This is a genomic window from Lysobacter sp. OAE881, from assembly GCF_040546665.1.
GTDB lineage: Bacteria > Pseudomonadota > Gammaproteobacteria > Xanthomonadales > Xanthomonadaceae > Lysobacter_J > Lysobacter_J soli.
In genome coordinates this window covers 3,320,309-3,335,497 of record NZ_JBEPOG010000001.1, presented here as the reverse complement: position 1 = coordinate 3,335,497, position 15,189 = coordinate 3,320,309, and the positions used below count along the sequence as shown (strand labels likewise).

Below are 15,189 nucleotides of genomic sequence, written 5' to 3'. Positions count from 1 at the left end.
ACAGACAGGTTCATGAGCACCGCCACCCCCATCGAAACCACGCTTCCCACCGTCAACGCCCGCATCTACCCGAAGGGCGGGCTGGACGTTCTCTCGCACAACGAAGTCGCCCGCCTGCGCGACGTGTCCACCGGCATGCACGACCTGCTGCGCCGTTGCGCGCTGGCCGTGCTCACCAGCGGCAGCGCGTCGGACGATCCGCGTGCCGCGCGCGAGCTGTACCCGGAATTCGACATCGAAGTGCACCAGCAGGATCGCGGCATGCGCATCGACCTGCACAACGCGCCGGCGATGGCGTTCGTCGACGGCGAGATCATCCGCGGCGTCGCCGAACTGCTGTTCGCCGTGGTGCGCGATCTTGCCTACACCGCGATGGACCTGGGCCCGGATTCGCCGCGCGACCTCGAGACCAGCGACGGCATCACCGACGCCGTGTTCGGACTGCTGCGCAACGCGCGCATCCTGCATCCGACCGATCCGAACCTGGTCGTCTGCTGGGGCGGTCATTCGATCTCGCGCGACGAGTACGTCTACACCAAGCAGGTCGGGTACGAACTGGGCCTGCGCGGGCTGGACATCTGCACCGGCTGCGGCCCGGGCGCAATGAAGGGCCCGATGAAGGGCGCGACGATCGCGCACGCCAAGCAGCGCCGTTTCAAGACGCGCTACATCGGCATCACCGAGCCGGGCATCATCGCGGCCGAATCGCCGAACCCGATCGTCAACCACCTGGTGATCATGCCGGACATCGAAAAGCGCCTCGAGGCCTTCGTCCGCATGGGCCACGGCATCATCGTCTTCCCGGGCGGCGTCGGCACGGCGGAGGAGATCCTCTACCTGCTCGGCATCCTGCTGCGCGAGGAAAACGCGAACCTGCCGTTCCCGCTGATCTTCACCGGCCCGGCGTCTGCCGCGCCGTATTTCGAACAGATCGACAAGTTCATCCGCCTCACGCTCGGCGATGAAGCGACCAAGCGTTACGAGATCATCGTCGGCGACCCCGACCAGGTCGCCAAGCGCATGTCGGCGGGCATTCGCAAGGTGCGCGAGCATCGCATCGCGCAGAAGGATTCGTTCTTCTTCAACTGGTCGATCGACATCCCGCTGACGTTCCAGCGCCCGTTCGTGCCGACGCACGAGGCGATGGCCGCGCTCGACCTGCATCACGGCCGCAAGCCGCATGAGCTCGCGGCCGATCTTCGCCGCGCGTTCTCGGGCATCGTCGCCGGCAACGTGAAGGAAGACGGCATGCGTCGCATCGAGGAGTTCGGGCCGTTCGAGATCCACGGCGATGCGGACATGATGCAGTCGCTCGACGCGCTGCTGCGCGCGTTCGTCGAGCAGCGCCGCATGAAGATCGCCGGCGAATACAAGCCCTGTTATCGCGTGGTGGCGTAAGCCGTCAGGGAAGGCCGGTGCGGATCGCGCCGGCCTTCCAGGTTCATCGGGTCACGCGTTCGTCGGCAGGCGCACAGTCGCGATGAAGCGGCGACCTTCCTGCTGCGTCAGCACGCTGCCGCGACCGCCGGTCAGCGCCTCGATCCGCACCTGCGATGCATTCAATCCGACGTGGTGGCCGGGCCGGTTCTCGCCGCCACTGGCCAGCGGATTGATGATCCGCACGATCACCGTGTCGGGCATCGTCGACACCGCGATCTCGACCTCGCCACCCTCGGGGCGCCGCTCGATGCCGTGCCGGATCGCGTTTTCCACCAGCGGCTGGATCGACAGCGAGGGCACCATCACGCGCGGGATCTCGCGCGGCAGTTTCCACTCGATGCGCAGACGCTCGCCGAAGCGGAGCGATTCGATTTCCAGGTAACGGCGGGCGAGCGCCAGTTCGTCTTCCAGCGTGATGTCGCGTGGACCGGCGAGCGCCGCGCGGAACAGGTCCGCCAGGTCGAGCAGCAGGCGTTCCACTTCCTCCGGCTTCCGATGCACCAGGGCGGCACCGGTGTTGAGCGTGTTGAACAGGAAGTGCGGGCGGATGCGGGCCTGCAGGGCTTCCAGTTCGAGCTGCTTGGCGCGCAGGGCGAGCTGCCGCGCGCGCCACTGGCTCTGGAACACGGCGATGCCGAGCGCGCCGATCGTCATGACCATGCCGATCAGGCGCCACTGCGTCCAGCGCCAGTCGCCGATGTCCATGCCCCAGCCTTCGCGGAAGAAGAAGCCGATCGCGGCGGTGATCATCCAGGTGCTGACCAGCAGGATCGCGAGCACCACGTACGCGATGCGGTGCGGCGGCAGCGAGCGCAGGGGGCGGCGGACCAGGTACAGCGAGGCGATGCTCCACAACAGCACCCACTGGATCGCCACCGACATCAGCCAGAAGTAGCGCAGGCGTTGTTCGTCCAGTCCGGGCGCCAGCGCGAGCAGCAGGGCCAGGGCTTCGCCCGACAGCATCGTCCAGATGATCGCCGTGGGTTGCCACAGGGCGTCCAGCGGACTGTGTGCGGGTTGCGAACTGGGCATTGGAGCACTGCACTGGAGCGGCCGCCGGGCCACCATATTGCCTGCCGGCCCGTGGCGGGGGCCATAGCCGGCAGCCACGGGCGACCGGGCGAGATGCGCGTCACAGCGCTCGCCACGCCCATCGGCCGATCCGACCGCTCATCCCCGGTGCGCTTGTCCGGGAGCGGCGGTCAGGGAAACATGCCCTCGGGGTGTAAGGGGATTTCCAACTCATGACCAGTTCCGCGAGCCGGGGGTTCACCCTCATCGAGCTCATGATCACGATCGCCGTGCTCGCCATCGGCAGCGCGCTCGCGTACCCGGCGTTCACGAGCGTGATCAAGTCCAACCGCATCGCCACGTCGACGAACGGGCTGCTGGCGGCGTTCAACCTCGCGCGGACGGAGGCGATCCGCAGCAACCGCGGTGGTGGCGTGTGCCCATCGACTTCGGGCGCGCAATGCGACGGTGCGGACTGGAACGTCGGCTACCTCGCGTACACCGACATGGATTCCAGCGGCACCTTCACCACCGGCGACACGGCGATCCGCTACTTCGAAGGCAACTCCGCGCTGCGCCTCACGGCGGTCGCCAACGGCGGCGGCGTGTCGCAGATCCCGTTCGATCGCACGGGGCGCACCAGCCAGCAGGCCGAACTCACCTTGAAGCTGGCCGACTGCTCGACGGGTCAGGATTACCAGCGCCTGATCACCCTCAAGCGCAGCGGACAGGCGCGCATGGAAAAAAGGAGCTGCCAGTGATCCGCCGACGCAACACGCCCGGGCGCGTCCACGCGCAGCGCGGCTTCTCCCTCATCGAGGTGCTGATCGCGCTGCTGGTGCTGGCGGTTGGCCTGATCGGCCTGGCGTTCCTTCAGGTGCTCAACGTCCGTTACACCAACAGCGCCCAGCACCGCACGATGGCGACGAACCTCGCCAGCGAAGTGATGGACATGATGCGGTCCAACCCGCGCCACATCGTGGTCTACAACCGCCTGACGGAGGACTCCTTCACCGGCGTCACCGTCCCCAACACCGGCTGCAGCTCCGTTGCCGAAGATGCCGCCACCGCGCTGAACAACATCGCCCGCTGGCGTTGCGACGTCGTGTCCCAGCTCCCCGGCGGTCGCGGCAGCGTGGTGGTCGTGGAAAACCCGACCGGTCGCTACACCGCCACGGTCACCGTGATCTGGGCGGACAACGTCAGCCGCACCAACGACGCGGCCAGCGGCGGCATCGAAGGCCGTCTCACGAGCTTCCAGGTGGTCTCCACGCTATGAGCATGCGCAACTTCAAACACCGGCATGGCCAGACGGGTCTGTCGCTGATCGAACTGATGATCGCGATGGTGATCGGCCTGGTCCTGCTGCTGGGATTGGTTCAGGTGATGGGGGCCTCGCGCAGCGCTTACCAGCTCTCCACCGGCGTCGCACGCACCCAGGAAAACGCGCGCTTCGCGGTGGATTACATCCAGCGCGACCTGCGCATGGCAGGCCACATGGGTTGCGTGAACGACCAGGCGCACATGGCACCCGAACGTCCGAGCGCAAGCGATGCGACACGCCAGGGGCTGAACCTCTGGTTCCTCACGCCGGCGCAGCGCACCGCACGCAACTTCCAGGCGGCCGCGTTCCCGCTGCGCTTCGACATGGGCGTGCAGGGTTTCGAGGCGACCGGAACCGCGCCCGGCGGCACCCGCGCGCTGACCGCCGGCACGCCCGTCGTGGGCAATGTCAATCAGTGGTCGCCCGCGCTCCCGGCTGCGATCAACAGCCTGCAACCGGTCGTCGGCAGCGACATTCTCGTGGTCCGCTATCTTTCGCGCGACGGTGTTCCGGCGACGCTGGCCGCCGCTTCCGCCACGTCCTACACCATCACGCCCGCCAGCTACGGTTCCGCGGTGAGCACGACCGATTCGAGCGGCCTGTTCGGCCTGGCAGATTGCCAGCAGGTCAGCGTGTTCGCCGCCAACGGCGGCGTGAACGCCGCTGGCGTCGTGTCGGCCAGCGTTACCGGACTCAACGGAAGCGGTCTCATCGGCGACGAATGGAGCTTCGAGGGCAACACGCAGAACAAGCCGGTGCTCTATCGCGCCGAAACCGTCGTGTACTTCGTGGGAGTCGGCGAAGGCACGAATACCGACAACACCCGGCCGCCGTCGCTCTTCCGCGCGCGTGCGACCGTCGATGCCAGCGGTGCGGTGACCTTCGTCAAGGAAGAACTGGTCGAAGGCGTCGAATCGATGCAACTGCTCTACGGCATGGACGAGCACCTGCCCAACGACCTGCCGCGCGGAAACGTCGAACGCACGCGCGTGGCTTCGGCCGTCAACGCAACGCCGACCAACAATCCGGACAACCTGCAGTCCGATGAGTGGCGTCGTGTCGGCTCGGTGCAGGTCGGCCTGCTCATGCGCAGTTCCGACCGCTCCGCCGCCGAGCAGGCGACGACCGTACCCAACGTGCTGGGTCTGAACCTGACCCGTCCCACGACCAACGATGGCCACTACCGCTCGGCCTACGTGACCACGGTCGTGTTGCGCAACCGCCTGTTCGGCAACTGAGGCCGGCCCGATGAAACGTTCCCCATACGCATTCCCGGCCCGCCAGCGCGGCGCGGTGCTCTACGTCGCGCTGATCTTCCTGGTGCTGTTGTCGTTGCTCGGCATTGTCGGCATGCAGGTCGCCGCGCTGCAGGAACGCATGGCATCCAACTACCGCGCGGTGAACACCGCGTTCCAGCGCGCCGAAGGCCTGGCGCGCAACGTCGAGGTCCAGGTCAACGCGGACAGCCGTTTCATCCCGCGCGCGGGCGAGCGCGACGAGGAACGCCGCTGCGACGATCCCTCGCCGGTGCGCGGTTCGGCATGGGCAGGCTTCCGCGCCGCCGACGACGACCCGGACACCGCCGTCGTCGCCACGCGCCTGAACGAGTGCACCCCCGGCTACTCGATCGCGCAGGGCACGCAGCCGGTCAACGAAAAGCCCGTGATCTGGCAGATCTCCGCATTCTCGACCGACGTGGCGGCCGATCCGACCTCGGATTCCGCGGTCGAAACCGTCTTCATGCCTTAAGGCACCTACACATGAATCTCGAACGATTGCTGATCGTTACCGCACTAGCCGCCGGCGCCGCCGGCGTGCTCGCGCTTACCGACGTAGGCGCGAACGCCACCCGTCAGGGCGACGGCGTACTTGCGCAGGAGCCTATGCACCTGGGTGCGACGGTGTCGCCGAACTTCATCATGGCCATCGACGATTCGGGTTCGATGACCTTCCAGACGATGTTCCCCGGCGCCGACGGCGAGGGTTGCTGGAGCACTTCCGCACAGAGCTTCTTCGACGGCACCGCGCTGCGTACGTCGGGGTCGTGCGATTACCTGTACGTTCTTCCCGGCACGCGTATCAACAACTATCTCGGCGTCCCGCCCTTCGACAGGTACGGCTTCGCCCGTTCGCCGGACTACAACAAGACCTATTACAACCCGGACACGACCTACGATCCGTGGGTGAAGTCAGACCTGACTTCGTACGGCGACGCTTCGCTCACCCAGACCAGGCTCGACCCGCGCCAGTCCGCGTGGGTCAACCTCTTCGCCCCGTACTACAGCACCAGCAGCGACGACGACTTCCGCATACAGACGGGCATGGTGATTCCGTCGGGCACCAAGTACGCCCGCTACCAGTGCGTGGCGACGAACTGGCAGGGTAACTGCACCCGGCAGGACTGGGTCGTCTACACCGCGTCGTCGGACGTGACGTGGAACTCGGGCGCCGAAGACATCGCCATCGAATACACGCCGGCTGTCTTCTATCTGAAGGAAAACCGCGCGATCGCCGGTTACTCGACGGCGGTGGAAGTCACCAACGCCTGTGGCACCGGCTGCTCCCTGTACAAGTACACGCCGACCACGACCGCGACCCAGCAGAACTTCGCCAACTGGTTCTCCTACTACGGCAACCGCAACCGCGCGATGGTTGCGGGCCTGACGCGCTCCCTGGTCGATACCAGCAAGCTCCGCGTGGGCTACTTCACGATCAACAGCGGCGGCGGCAGCTACGCCTACGCCAACGTCACCATGCGCGACATGGACGACAACAGCGCCAAGTCGGCGCTGCTGTCGGACGTGCTCCGCCTCGGCGCCAGTGGCAGCACGCCGAACCGCTGGGCCGTTGAGCACATCGGCAAGCAGTTCAACACCAACGCCGACATCATCCAGAACGCATGCCAGAAGAATGCCGGCATGCTGTTCACCGACGGCTACAGCAACCAGAACGGCCCCACCGGCTACGACAACGCAGACGGAACGATGGGCGTCCCGTACGCCGACACTTTCAACAACACCATGGCCGACATCGCGGCCTACTACTACAACAACACGCTGCGTGGCACGGCGTTCACGCCGGGCCGCGTACCGACGGCCAACCCGCAGATCTGCGAAGGCACCGATGCAGCCGCCAAGAAAGGCGTGGACTGCAACACCAACCTTCACATGAATTTCTACGGCATTACGCTCGGCGCTCGTGGCAAGCAGTTCGGCGTGAACTACGGCGTGATGCCCAACGGCACCACCAATGGCGCGCTCGCGACCGCTCAGGCGCTGGCGGCGACAACCTCGCCGGCCTGGGAAACGCGCACGAACGACAACCCCAACACCGTCGACGAGATCTGGCACGCGACGATGAACTCGCGCGGCCAGTACATCAACGCCCAGACGCCAGCGGACATCACCACCGCCATGCGCAACGTGCTCGCCTCGGTCGGCGTGGGCGGCGGCGTGTCGGGCAGCCTGGCGGTCACCGGATCGCGCCTCGGTGACAACTCGCTTTCGGTCACGCCGCGCTTCGACCGCAACGGTACCGACTGGCACGGCGACGTGGTCGCGTCCAAGCCGGCCCGCGTCCGCAATACCGATGGCACCTCGACCTTCACCTATACGCGCATGTGGTCGGCGAGCGAGCAGGTGCCAACGGCCGGTGCGCGCAAGCTGTTCTATGCGACGACCACCGATGACAGCACGCCCGCCGTGGCCGACTTCTACACGGCCGGACCGAGCACCCTGACCGCGCTGTGCGCCAATTACGCCAGCGGCTGCGGGCCGGTGTCCGGCGCGGACATCACAACGCTCAACGTCACTGCGACCGAAGCGGTGCAGTACCTCGCCGGCGATCGCACGCTGGAAGGCACGAAGCTGCGCCGCCGCACCACGCTGCTGGGCGACATCATCAACTCCACGCCGGTGGTCTCCGCGCCGACGGATGACTACGGTTACTCGCTCATCCGCAAGGCCGACGGTACCTTCGAGTACGACCCGTACAACTACAATGCGTACCTCACGGCCAAGGCCACGCGTAAGCGCATGGTCTACGTGGGCGCGAACGACGGCATGCTGCACGGCTTCAATGGCCTGACCGGCGCCGAGGTGTTCGGCTACATCCCGGCGACCGCCGTGGGCTACATGGGCAACCTCCTGTTCCCGACGAGTCCCAACTTCCAGCACCGCTATTACGTCGACGGCCCGGTCGTGGTCTCCGATGCGATGTTCGGCACGACGTGGAAGACGGTGCTTGTCGGCACCTCCGGTGCCGGCGGGCGCAGTGTGTTCGGTCTGGACGTCACGTCCGCGCCGAACACCGGCTTCCAGGCCAACGACGCCCTGTGGGAAGTGAACGACCGCATCCCGGGTGCCGTGGGCGATCGCATAGGTTTCGTGCTGGGCAAGCCGGTGATCGTGCCGGTGCGAGGTAGCAGCGGCCGCCCGGTGTGGAAGGCGATCTTCGGTGGCGGCTACGGCAACAAGCTGCAAGGCGTGACCGCGACGCAGGGCACCGTCACGTTGTTCGTCGTCGACATGGCCACCGGCGACGTCGATTACATCGACGCGAAGGAAACGGGCGGCCCGGCCGCCGCGAATGGCCTTGGCAACATCGTCGCGATCGACCGCTACCAGTACGACACCACGTCCAGCGGCTACCTGCTCGGCTCCGACGGCATGGTGGATACGGTCTACGGTGGCGACCTGCAGGGCAACGTCTGGAAGTTCGACCTGACCAAGACCGGTACCGCGCGTGTCTCGCTGAGCGGAAAGCCGCTGTTCACCGCGAAGGACGGCACGGGCAGCACGGCCAAGCGCCAGGCGATCACGGGCGGCTTCGAAGCTGCGGTCGGCCCGCGCGGCGGCGTCATGGTCCTGTTCGGCACGGGCAGCTTCTCGTACGACGGCGACAAGCAGAACACCGACATGCACACGATGTACGGCGTGCTGGACATGCCGGGCGAGAACCTCACCCTGCCGCTCACGCGCGCCAATCTGGTCGGCCAGACCGTCGCGGCGAGCGGTACTGTCACCAACACCACGGTGAACTACTTCACGCAGCGCGGCTGGTACCTCGACCTCGGCGTGACCGGCGGCAGCGGATTCGTCCGGGCAGGTGAGCGCATGGTCGGGTATCCGAAGATCGACGGCGGCACCCTGTACTTCACCACCTACGCGCCCACGGCAGGCGACGCCTGCTCCGGCGGCGGTGCGAACTACGTGTATGGGCTCTCCACGCTGAGCGGCGGCGGCAATCTGGGTACGGTCAAGGTCGGCTCGCCGACCGGCGACAACCTCGCGGAGGGCAGCGGCCGCCTGCAGCTCACCACCGATGGCTCCGCGCCGGTCAAGGATGTCAGCGTCTATACGACGGGCAAGGAAGCGGGCCTGTCGGGTACGCCTGACGATGCCGCCATCGCCAACTACGATGCGATGAATCCCGAATACTGCATGGCGATCGTGTCGGTGGCAGGTTCGCAGCCGCTGTATCGCGTCCGTCCATGCGGCCGCCAATCCTGGAGACAGATCCGATGAATGCTGGTGCACTTCCCACGCGACGCGCGGCCCGCGGTTTCACATTGATCGAACTGATGATCGTGGTTGGCGTGGTGGCCATCCTGGGCGCCATCGCTTACCCGTCGTACACCGATTCGGTCCGCAAGGGCCGGCGAGGCCAGGCAAAGGCCGACCTGCTGGAGCTGGCGCAGCTTGCGGAGCGCTGGAAGACGGTCAACAACACCTACGTCGGCTTCGGTTCGCCGGGCGGCGATTGCGTGCTGGCGGGCGACTTCGGCCGTTCGCCGCGAACCGGCACGGCGTACTACAGCGTCTGCATCAACGCGACCGCGACGACTTACACGCTCACCGCGAGGCCGGTGACCGGCACCGACCAGGCGAGGGACTCACGCTGTGGTGAGCTGTCGATCAACCAGGCCGGCGTGAAGACCAAGACCGGCACCGCCGCGTCGGTTTCCGACTGCTGGTGAGCACAGCTACGTTCTGACGCTGCAAGCGTCGCGGTTCGAGCGCTGGAATGCAGAAGGCCGCGAGAGATCGCGGCCTTTCTATTTCGCGCGCCGGGAAAACCCTGGCGGCCTGCACGCGACGTGACGTGATGGCCGGCGACGGCTCCAGCACGTGTGACGCACCGTGGCTGAGGACTCTCCGGCAACCGCTTCGCCGGGATAGCTTGTCGCAACCGATAGTGGCGAGATGGGTGGAACGTATCGGGCGAACATCGACGGGCATGCATGCCTCTGCGTGGCCGGCTGCGCGCACAAAAAAAGGCCCGCATCGCTGCGAGCCTTCATGTATTTGGCGCCCGAAGTTGGACTCGAACCAACGACCCCCTGATTAACAGTCAAGTGCTCTAACCGGCTGAGCTATTCGGGCGGGGACCGGCATTGTAAAGCCTCGGACGACAAGGTCAAGACATGAGCGCTCAGAAGAGGCATCCCGGGCTCGGAACGCGCGGCCGCTCCGTGCGGATGCGGCCGGGGCGGCTCACCACGACGCGGCCCACTTCGCGCTGCGCGAGGCGTTCGCACAGCAGGATCGTCAGGTTGTTGGTGGCTGTGTAGCCGCTGGACACGTAGCGCACGCGCTGGCGGCCGCTGGTGCTGCGCAGGGTGAACGCGTCCTGGTCGATGGTGAAGCGCTGCAGGATGTCAGTCGCAGTCTCGGGCTGATCCCGGCTGTGCGGATCGCGATAGAGGATCCAGCCGTCGTCCCAGATCGAATCCTTGCGACATTGTCGCCCGTCCGAGCTCGGGCACACCGTAACCGGCACTCGCCGCGACACGGCCCCCATCCGTGCCCCGGCCAGGGATGTGCCGAGCAGGCTCAGCGCCGCCGTCCCTTTCGTACTCAACATCAGCGAGCTGAATTGCGGCCAGGCAAGCGCAGTGCAGATAGCCAGCACGGCAAGGGTGGTGATCAGTTCAGGAAGGGTGAGGCCCCGGGCCTGGTCCATGGCGTCGAAAGCAGCGTGGGAGAGGGCTCCAGCGTCGCCGTCAACGCGGCCCGGCGGCATCGCCGCGCGCCGTCGGGCAGGGTAGGGAAATGCCGTTCCCGCCCCCATCCATGAGGCGGTCTACACTGAGGAATTTTCCGGAGCCATGCCGATGAACGACAGCCTCCATCCCGCCGGTTTCCAGCTCGTCTCGTCGTACCAGCCGGCCGGCGACCAGCCGCAGGCGATCGAGCGCCTGGTGGCGGGCTTCGAGAACGGCCTGGCGGCGCAGACGGTCTTGGGCGTCACCGGCTCGGGCAAGACGTTCACCGTCGCCAACGTCGTCGCGCAGGTGCAGAAGCCGACGATCGTCATGGCGCCGAACAAGACACTCGCCGCTCAGCTGTACGGCGAATTCAAGTCGTTCTTCCCGCACAACGCGGTCGAGTACTTCGTCAGCTACTACGACTACTACCAGCCGGAAGCCTACGTTCCCTCGTCCGACACCTTCATCGAGAAGGACAGTTCGGTGAACGAGCACATCGAGCAGATGCGCCTGTCGGCGACCAAGGCGCTGCTCGAGCGCCGCGATGCCCTGATCGTCTGCACGGTCTCGGCGATCTACGGCCTGGGCGATCCGAACGAATACTTCCGCATGGTGCTGCACATGGTACGCGGCGAGCGCATCGACCAGCGCGAATTGATCCGTCGCCTCACCGAAATGCAGTACACGCGCAACGATACCGAGCTGCGCCGCGCGACCTACCGCGTGCGCGGCGAAGTGGTCGACGTGCATCCGGCCGAAAGCGACGCCGAGGCACTGCGCATCGAGCTGTTCGACGGCGAGATCGAACGCCTGACGCTGTTCGACCCCCTCACCGGCGAATCGCTGCGCCAGGTGCCGCGGTACACGATCTATCCCGGTTCGCACTACGTCACCACGCGCCGCACCGTGCTCGATGCGGTCGAGACCATCAAGGAAGAACTGCGCGAGCGCCTGGAGCAGCTGTACGCGCAGAACAAGCTCGTCGAAGCGCAGCGCCTCGCGCAGCGCACGCAGTTCGACCTGGAAATGCTCGCCGAAGTGGGCTTCTGCAACGGCGTGGAAAACTACAGCCGCCACCTCACCGGCCACATGCCGGGCGAGCCGCCGCCGTGCCTGTTCGACTACCTGCCGCCGGATGCGCTGCTGGTGGTGGACGAATCGCACGTGACCGTTCCGCAGATCGGCGCGATGTACAAGGGCGACCGTTCGCGCAAGGAAACGCTGGTGGAATTCGGTTTCCGCCTGCCGTCCGCGCTGGACAATCGCCCGCTCCGGTTCGAGGAATGGGAAGGCCGTTCGCCGCGCGCGATCTACGTGTCGGCGACGCCGGGTCCGTATGAACTGGAAAAGTCCGAAGACCAGATCGTCGAACTGGTCGTGCGCCCCACGGGCCTGATCGATCCGGAAGTGGAGATCCGACCGGTGGCCACGCAGGTGGACGACGTGCTGGGCGAGATCAACGAACGCGTGAAGATGGGCGATCGCGTGCTGATCACCACGCTCACCAAGCGCATGGCGGAAAACCTCACCGAATACCTCGGCGAACACGGCGTGCGCGTGCGTTACCTGCACTCGGACGTGGACACCGTCGAACGCGTGGAGATCATCCGTGACCTGCGCCTCGGCAAGTTCGACGTGCTGGTCGGCATCAACCTGCTGCGCGAGGGCCTGGACATGCCGGAGGTGTCGCTGGTGGCGATCCTGGACGCGGACAAGGAAGGCTTCCTGCGTTCGGCCGGCTCGCTCATCCAGACCATCGGTCGTGCCGCGCGAAACGTGCGCGGCAAGGCGATCCTCTACGCCGACCGCGTGACCCGGTCGATGCAGGCAGCGCTGGACGAAACCGACCGCCGCCGCCAGCGCCAGGTCAAGCACAACCTCGAGCACGGCATCACGCCGCGTTCGGTCGCCAAGCCGATCGTGGACATCATGGAAGGCGCGCGTCCCGAACCGGGCGAGGTCGGCAAGGGCCGCGGCAAGGGCAAGAAGGTGGGCGAGAGCCTGGCGGACTACGCCAAGCTCACGCCGGCGCAGTTCGCCGCGCGCATCAAGGCGCTCGAACAGCAGATGTACGAGCACGCGAAGAACCTGGAATTCGAGGAAGCCGCAGCGGTGCGCGACCAGCTGCGGCAGCTCAAGGACGCCGGATTCGCCGCCTGAACCGGCGCGGCGACGGTCCGACGCGTACGGACCTGTTGCCGCAGCCGGGCCGACGGTTTACACTGCGCGCCCCTCGACGAGCGGTTCGCGGCGAGAGGAATCCGGAGCATTCCGGGAAGATTTCCGGGCGGTTAGCTCAGCGGTAGAGCACTACCTTGACATGGTAGGGGTCACAGGTTCGAACCCTGTACCGCCCACCACTACACAGTGGTTTCGAACGGCGCGTTCCTCCGGGATCGCGCCGTTCTGCTTTCTGCGTCCCGGCACGGCGCGTTTCGGGTTTCGCACGCATCGCCACCGGTGCGTCGCCTCACGTCCGCGTGATACAGATAGGCTAGGGGACGGCACCGTGGATGCGGGGACGCCGTGGGGCGGCAATGCCCGGGAGGGGCGCACGTGCTGGGAGCCTGGGTCAGATCGATCGGACAACGCCATCTCGACCTGCGCCTGCGCGCCGGTCGGGACTTCGATGCCCGCATCATGGAACGTCCGGGCCGCTGGATGAGCGCGACCGAACTCGCGGCGCTGTCCGCGCAATTGCGCGAGGTCGCATCCCGAACGCTGCCCGCCGGCAGCCTCACCTACGGCGTGTTCTCGGCCGACCGCACTCACCTGGCCCAGAGCGTGATCACCGTGGTCTACCGGCGCAGCGACCGCAAGCCGGTGGCGTTCAACGCCATGGCCGCGATGGGGATCCAGCTTAACGGCCGCCCCGAGGAGGTGCTGCACCTGGGGCTGGTCATGGTCGATCCGGAAGTGCGCAGCAAGGGACTCTCGTGGGTGCTGTACGGCCTGTCCTGTTTCCTGTTGCTGTTGCGCGCGCAGATGCGGCCGCTGTGGGTGTCCAACGTGACCCAGGTGCCTGCGATCGTGGGCATGGTGGCGGAGACCTTCTCGCAGGTGTATCCGGGGCCGCATGAAGGCGCGCGCCGACGCTTCGCGCAGCTGCTGGCGGCGCGGCAGATCATGGCGGGACACCGGCACGTGTTCGGCGTCGGCGGCGAGGCGGGCTTCGACGAGGACCGTTTCGTCATCACCAACGCCTATACCGGCGGCTCGGACGCGCTGAAGAAGACCTTCGACGCCGCACCGAAACATCGCAATGCGATCTATAACGAATTCTGCGCGCGCGAGCTCGACTACGCACGCGGCGATGACGTGCTGCAACTGGGGCGCATGGACCTAGAAGCGGCGATGCGCTACCTGCGCCACAGCGTGCCGCGCGACGCGTGGGCGCGGGTGTTGCTGACGGCGGTGTCCGCCGTGCTGCAGCGGCTAGCATTGCCGGTCTTGCACTGGTTCGACAGCGATCGCGAATGGGGAATGCTGCGTCCATGGAAATGGTAGGGTCGTTCGACTACGCGAGCTTCAGCGGCCGCAACCTGGGGTTCATCACCGCGCCGGAGCAGGATCGGCTGCGCCAGTCGACCGTGTTCGTATGCGGCGTCGGCGGGATGGGCGGAGCCTGCGTCCAGGCGCTGGTGCGTGCCGGCGTCGGGCGGCTGGTGCTGGCGGACGTCGACCACTTCGAGCTTTCCAACCTAAACCGGCAGGTGTTCGCCTTCACCGATACCGTCGGCGAGCACAAGGCTGAGGCGACGGCGGCGCAGTGCCGCCGCATCAATCCGGACCTGGACATCCTGCTGCTGCGCGAGGACTGGCCTGTGCATGCCGAAGACTGCGTCTCGCGAAGCGGCGCGGTGGTGAACGGCACGGACGATCTCGCCGCATCGCTGCTGCTCTACCGCACCTCGCGCCGGCTGGGGCGACCGGTGGTGGACGCCTACGCTTCGCCGCTGCCTTCCGTGTACGTCACCCGTCCGCATGAAGCGATGCCCGAGGAACGCCTGGGTTATCCCACGCGCGGCACCGCCTGGGACGCCCTCTCGGACGACCAGCGTCGCGAGGCGTTCCTTCGCGAGGCCGAATACGTGCTCCTGCATTCGTCCTCGCGCAAATACATCGATCTGGGACTGGCTGCCGAAGTCGCGGCCGGGCAGCGCAGCCGCATGTCGTTCGCGCCGATGGTGATCACCACCGGCATGCTGATGGCCTACGAGACAATCGCCCTATTGCTCGGCCGCACGTCCGTCTGCGACTGCCGAGGCTGGTTCTTCAATCCGTATGCGGCCCGCGTCGAACATCCACGCAATCCATTCGCCGCCGCTCTGCTGCGCCCGCTGGTGCGATACGGCGTGCGTAGGCTGCTGGAGGGAGCGGCGTCGTGAACGGCTACCTGGTAGCCGACAGCTTCGTCTCCATCGCG

12 protein-coding genes and 2 tRNA genes are annotated in these 15,189 nt (G+C 66.5%); 11 read left to right on the top strand and 3 right to left on the bottom strand.

Annotation, left to right across the window (positions count from 1 at the left end; translation table 11 throughout):
- Window positions 1-12: 12 nt before the first annotated feature.
- Window positions 13-1,398 carry a nucleotide 5'-monophosphate nucleosidase PpnN gene (ppnN, locus tag ABIE51_RS15360; RefSeq protein WP_115842444.1) on the top strand — a complete coding sequence of 462 codons (1,386 nt, stop codon included), beginning with the start codon at window positions 13-15 and terminating at the stop codon, window positions 1,396-1,398.
- Between the two features lie 51 nt (window positions 1,399-1,449).
- Here the strand turns inward: ppnN and ABIE51_RS15355 are convergent, their stop codons facing one another.
- Entirely contained in the window at window positions 1,450-2,472 is a 1,023-nt protein-coding gene (locus tag ABIE51_RS15355; RefSeq protein ID WP_192631359.1) for a sensor histidine kinase, read from the bottom strand.
- 212 nt (window positions 2,473-2,684) lie between these two features.
- On the opposite strand from ABIE51_RS15355, the gene ABIE51_RS15350 reads away from it, so the two are divergent.
- From ABIE51_RS15350 to ABIE51_RS15325, 6 genes are read left to right on the top strand one after another with little or no spacing between them, the layout of a single operon-like run.
- Window positions 2,685-3,212, top strand: coding sequence for a GspH/FimT family pseudopilin (locus ABIE51_RS15350; protein ID WP_192631735.1), 528 nt, complete (start codon window positions 2,685-2,687; stop codon window positions 3,210-3,212).
- Window positions 3,209-3,730 carry a type IV pilus modification protein PilV gene (pilV, locus tag ABIE51_RS15345; protein ID WP_192631358.1) on the top strand — a complete coding sequence of 174 codons (522 nt, stop codon included), beginning with the start codon at window positions 3,209-3,211 and terminating at the stop codon, window positions 3,728-3,730. The genes ABIE51_RS15350 and pilV overlap by 4 nt, the downstream gene beginning before the upstream one ends.
- A 2-nt stretch (window positions 3,731-3,732) precedes the next feature.
- The gene (locus tag ABIE51_RS15340) at window positions 3,733-5,013 is read left to right on the top strand and encodes a PilW family protein (RefSeq protein WP_192631357.1); all 1,281 of its coding nucleotides are present in this window, start codon (window positions 3,733-3,735) and stop codon (window positions 5,011-5,013) included.
- A gap of 10 nt (window positions 5,014-5,023) precedes the next feature.
- Window positions 5,024-5,524: a pilus assembly PilX family protein gene (locus ABIE51_RS15335; protein WP_192631356.1), complete on the top strand. Its 501-nt coding sequence runs from the start codon at window positions 5,024-5,026 to the stop codon at window positions 5,522-5,524.
- Between the two features lie 11 nt (window positions 5,525-5,535).
- The gene (locus ABIE51_RS15330) at window positions 5,536-9,300 is read left to right on the top strand and encodes a pilus assembly protein (RefSeq protein ID WP_192631355.1); all 3,765 of its coding nucleotides are present in this window, start codon (window positions 5,536-5,538) and stop codon (window positions 9,298-9,300) included.
- Window positions 9,297-9,752, top strand: a complete 456-nt coding sequence (locus ABIE51_RS15325) for a type IV pilin protein (protein WP_192631354.1) — start codon at window positions 9,297-9,299, stop codon at window positions 9,750-9,752. Before ABIE51_RS15330 ends, ABIE51_RS15325 begins: the two co-directional genes overlap by 4 nt.
- A 329-nt stretch (window positions 9,753-10,081) precedes the next feature.
- Here the strand turns inward: ABIE51_RS15325 and ABIE51_RS15320 are convergent.
- Together ABIE51_RS15320 and ABIE51_RS15315 are read right to left on the bottom strand one after the other, a co-directional pair.
- Window positions 10,082-10,158 (bottom strand) — tRNA-Asn (locus ABIE51_RS15320).
- A gap of 49 nt (window positions 10,159-10,207) precedes the next feature.
- On the bottom strand, window positions 10,208-10,798 hold the full coding sequence (locus ABIE51_RS15315; RefSeq protein ID WP_192631353.1) for a GspH/FimT family pseudopilin: 591 nt from the start codon (window positions 10,796-10,798) through the stop codon (window positions 10,208-10,210).
- A gap of 91 nt (window positions 10,799-10,889) precedes the next feature.
- On the opposite strand from ABIE51_RS15315, the gene uvrB reads away from it, so the two are divergent.
- From uvrB to ABIE51_RS15295, 4 genes are all read left to right on the top strand, one after another.
- Entirely contained in the window at window positions 10,890-12,923 is a 2,034-nt protein-coding gene (gene uvrB / locus ABIE51_RS15310) for an excinuclease ABC subunit UvrB (RefSeq protein WP_192631352.1), read from the top strand.
- 125 nt (window positions 12,924-13,048) lie between these two features.
- Window positions 13,049-13,123, top strand: a tRNA-Val gene (locus tag ABIE51_RS15305).
- Between the two features lie 196 nt (window positions 13,124-13,319).
- Entirely contained in the window at window positions 13,320-14,270 is a 951-nt protein-coding gene (locus ABIE51_RS15300; RefSeq protein ID WP_192631351.1) for a hypothetical protein, read from the top strand.
- The gene (locus ABIE51_RS15295) at window positions 14,258-15,151 is read left to right on the top strand and encodes a ThiF family adenylyltransferase (RefSeq protein WP_253337861.1); all 894 of its coding nucleotides are present in this window, start codon (window positions 14,258-14,260) and stop codon (window positions 15,149-15,151) included. Before ABIE51_RS15300 ends, ABIE51_RS15295 begins: the two co-directional genes overlap by 13 nt.
- Window positions 15,152-15,189 lie beyond the last annotated feature (38 nt).

What these genes read in the sequence shown, in the direction of transcription:
- ppnN (WP_115842444.1), top strand. Translation starts at nt 13, where the DNA reads ATGAGCACCGCCACCCCCATCGAAACCACGCTTCCCACCGTCAACGCC.
- ABIE51_RS15355 (WP_192631359.1), bottom strand. Translation starts at nt 2,472, where the DNA reads ATGCCCAGTTCGCAACCCGCACACAGTCCGCTGGACGCCCTGTGGCAA.
- ABIE51_RS15350 (WP_192631735.1), top strand. Translation starts at nt 2,685, where the DNA reads ATGACCAGTTCCGCGAGCCGGGGGTTCACCCTCATCGAGCTCATGATC.
- ABIE51_RS15340 (WP_192631357.1), top strand. Translation starts at nt 3,733, where the DNA reads ATGCGCAACTTCAAACACCGGCATGGCCAGACGGGTCTGTCGCTGATC.
- ABIE51_RS15335 (WP_192631356.1), top strand. Translation starts at nt 5,024, where the DNA reads ATGAAACGTTCCCCATACGCATTCCCGGCCCGCCAGCGCGGCGCGGTG.
- ABIE51_RS15330 (WP_192631355.1), top strand. Translation starts at nt 5,536, where the DNA reads ATGAATCTCGAACGATTGCTGATCGTTACCGCACTAGCCGCCGGCGCC.
- ABIE51_RS15325 (WP_192631354.1), top strand. Translation starts at nt 9,297, where the DNA reads ATGAATGCTGGTGCACTTCCCACGCGACGCGCGGCCCGCGGTTTCACA.
- ABIE51_RS15315 (WP_192631353.1), bottom strand. Translation starts at nt 10,798, where the DNA reads ATGCCGCCGGGCCGCGTTGACGGCGACGCTGGAGCCCTCTCCCACGCT.
- uvrB (WP_192631352.1), top strand. Translation starts at nt 10,890, where the DNA reads ATGAACGACAGCCTCCATCCCGCCGGTTTCCAGCTCGTCTCGTCGTAC.
- ABIE51_RS15295 (WP_253337861.1), top strand. Translation starts at nt 14,258, where the DNA reads ATGGAAATGGTAGGGTCGTTCGACTACGCGAGCTTCAGCGGCCGCAAC.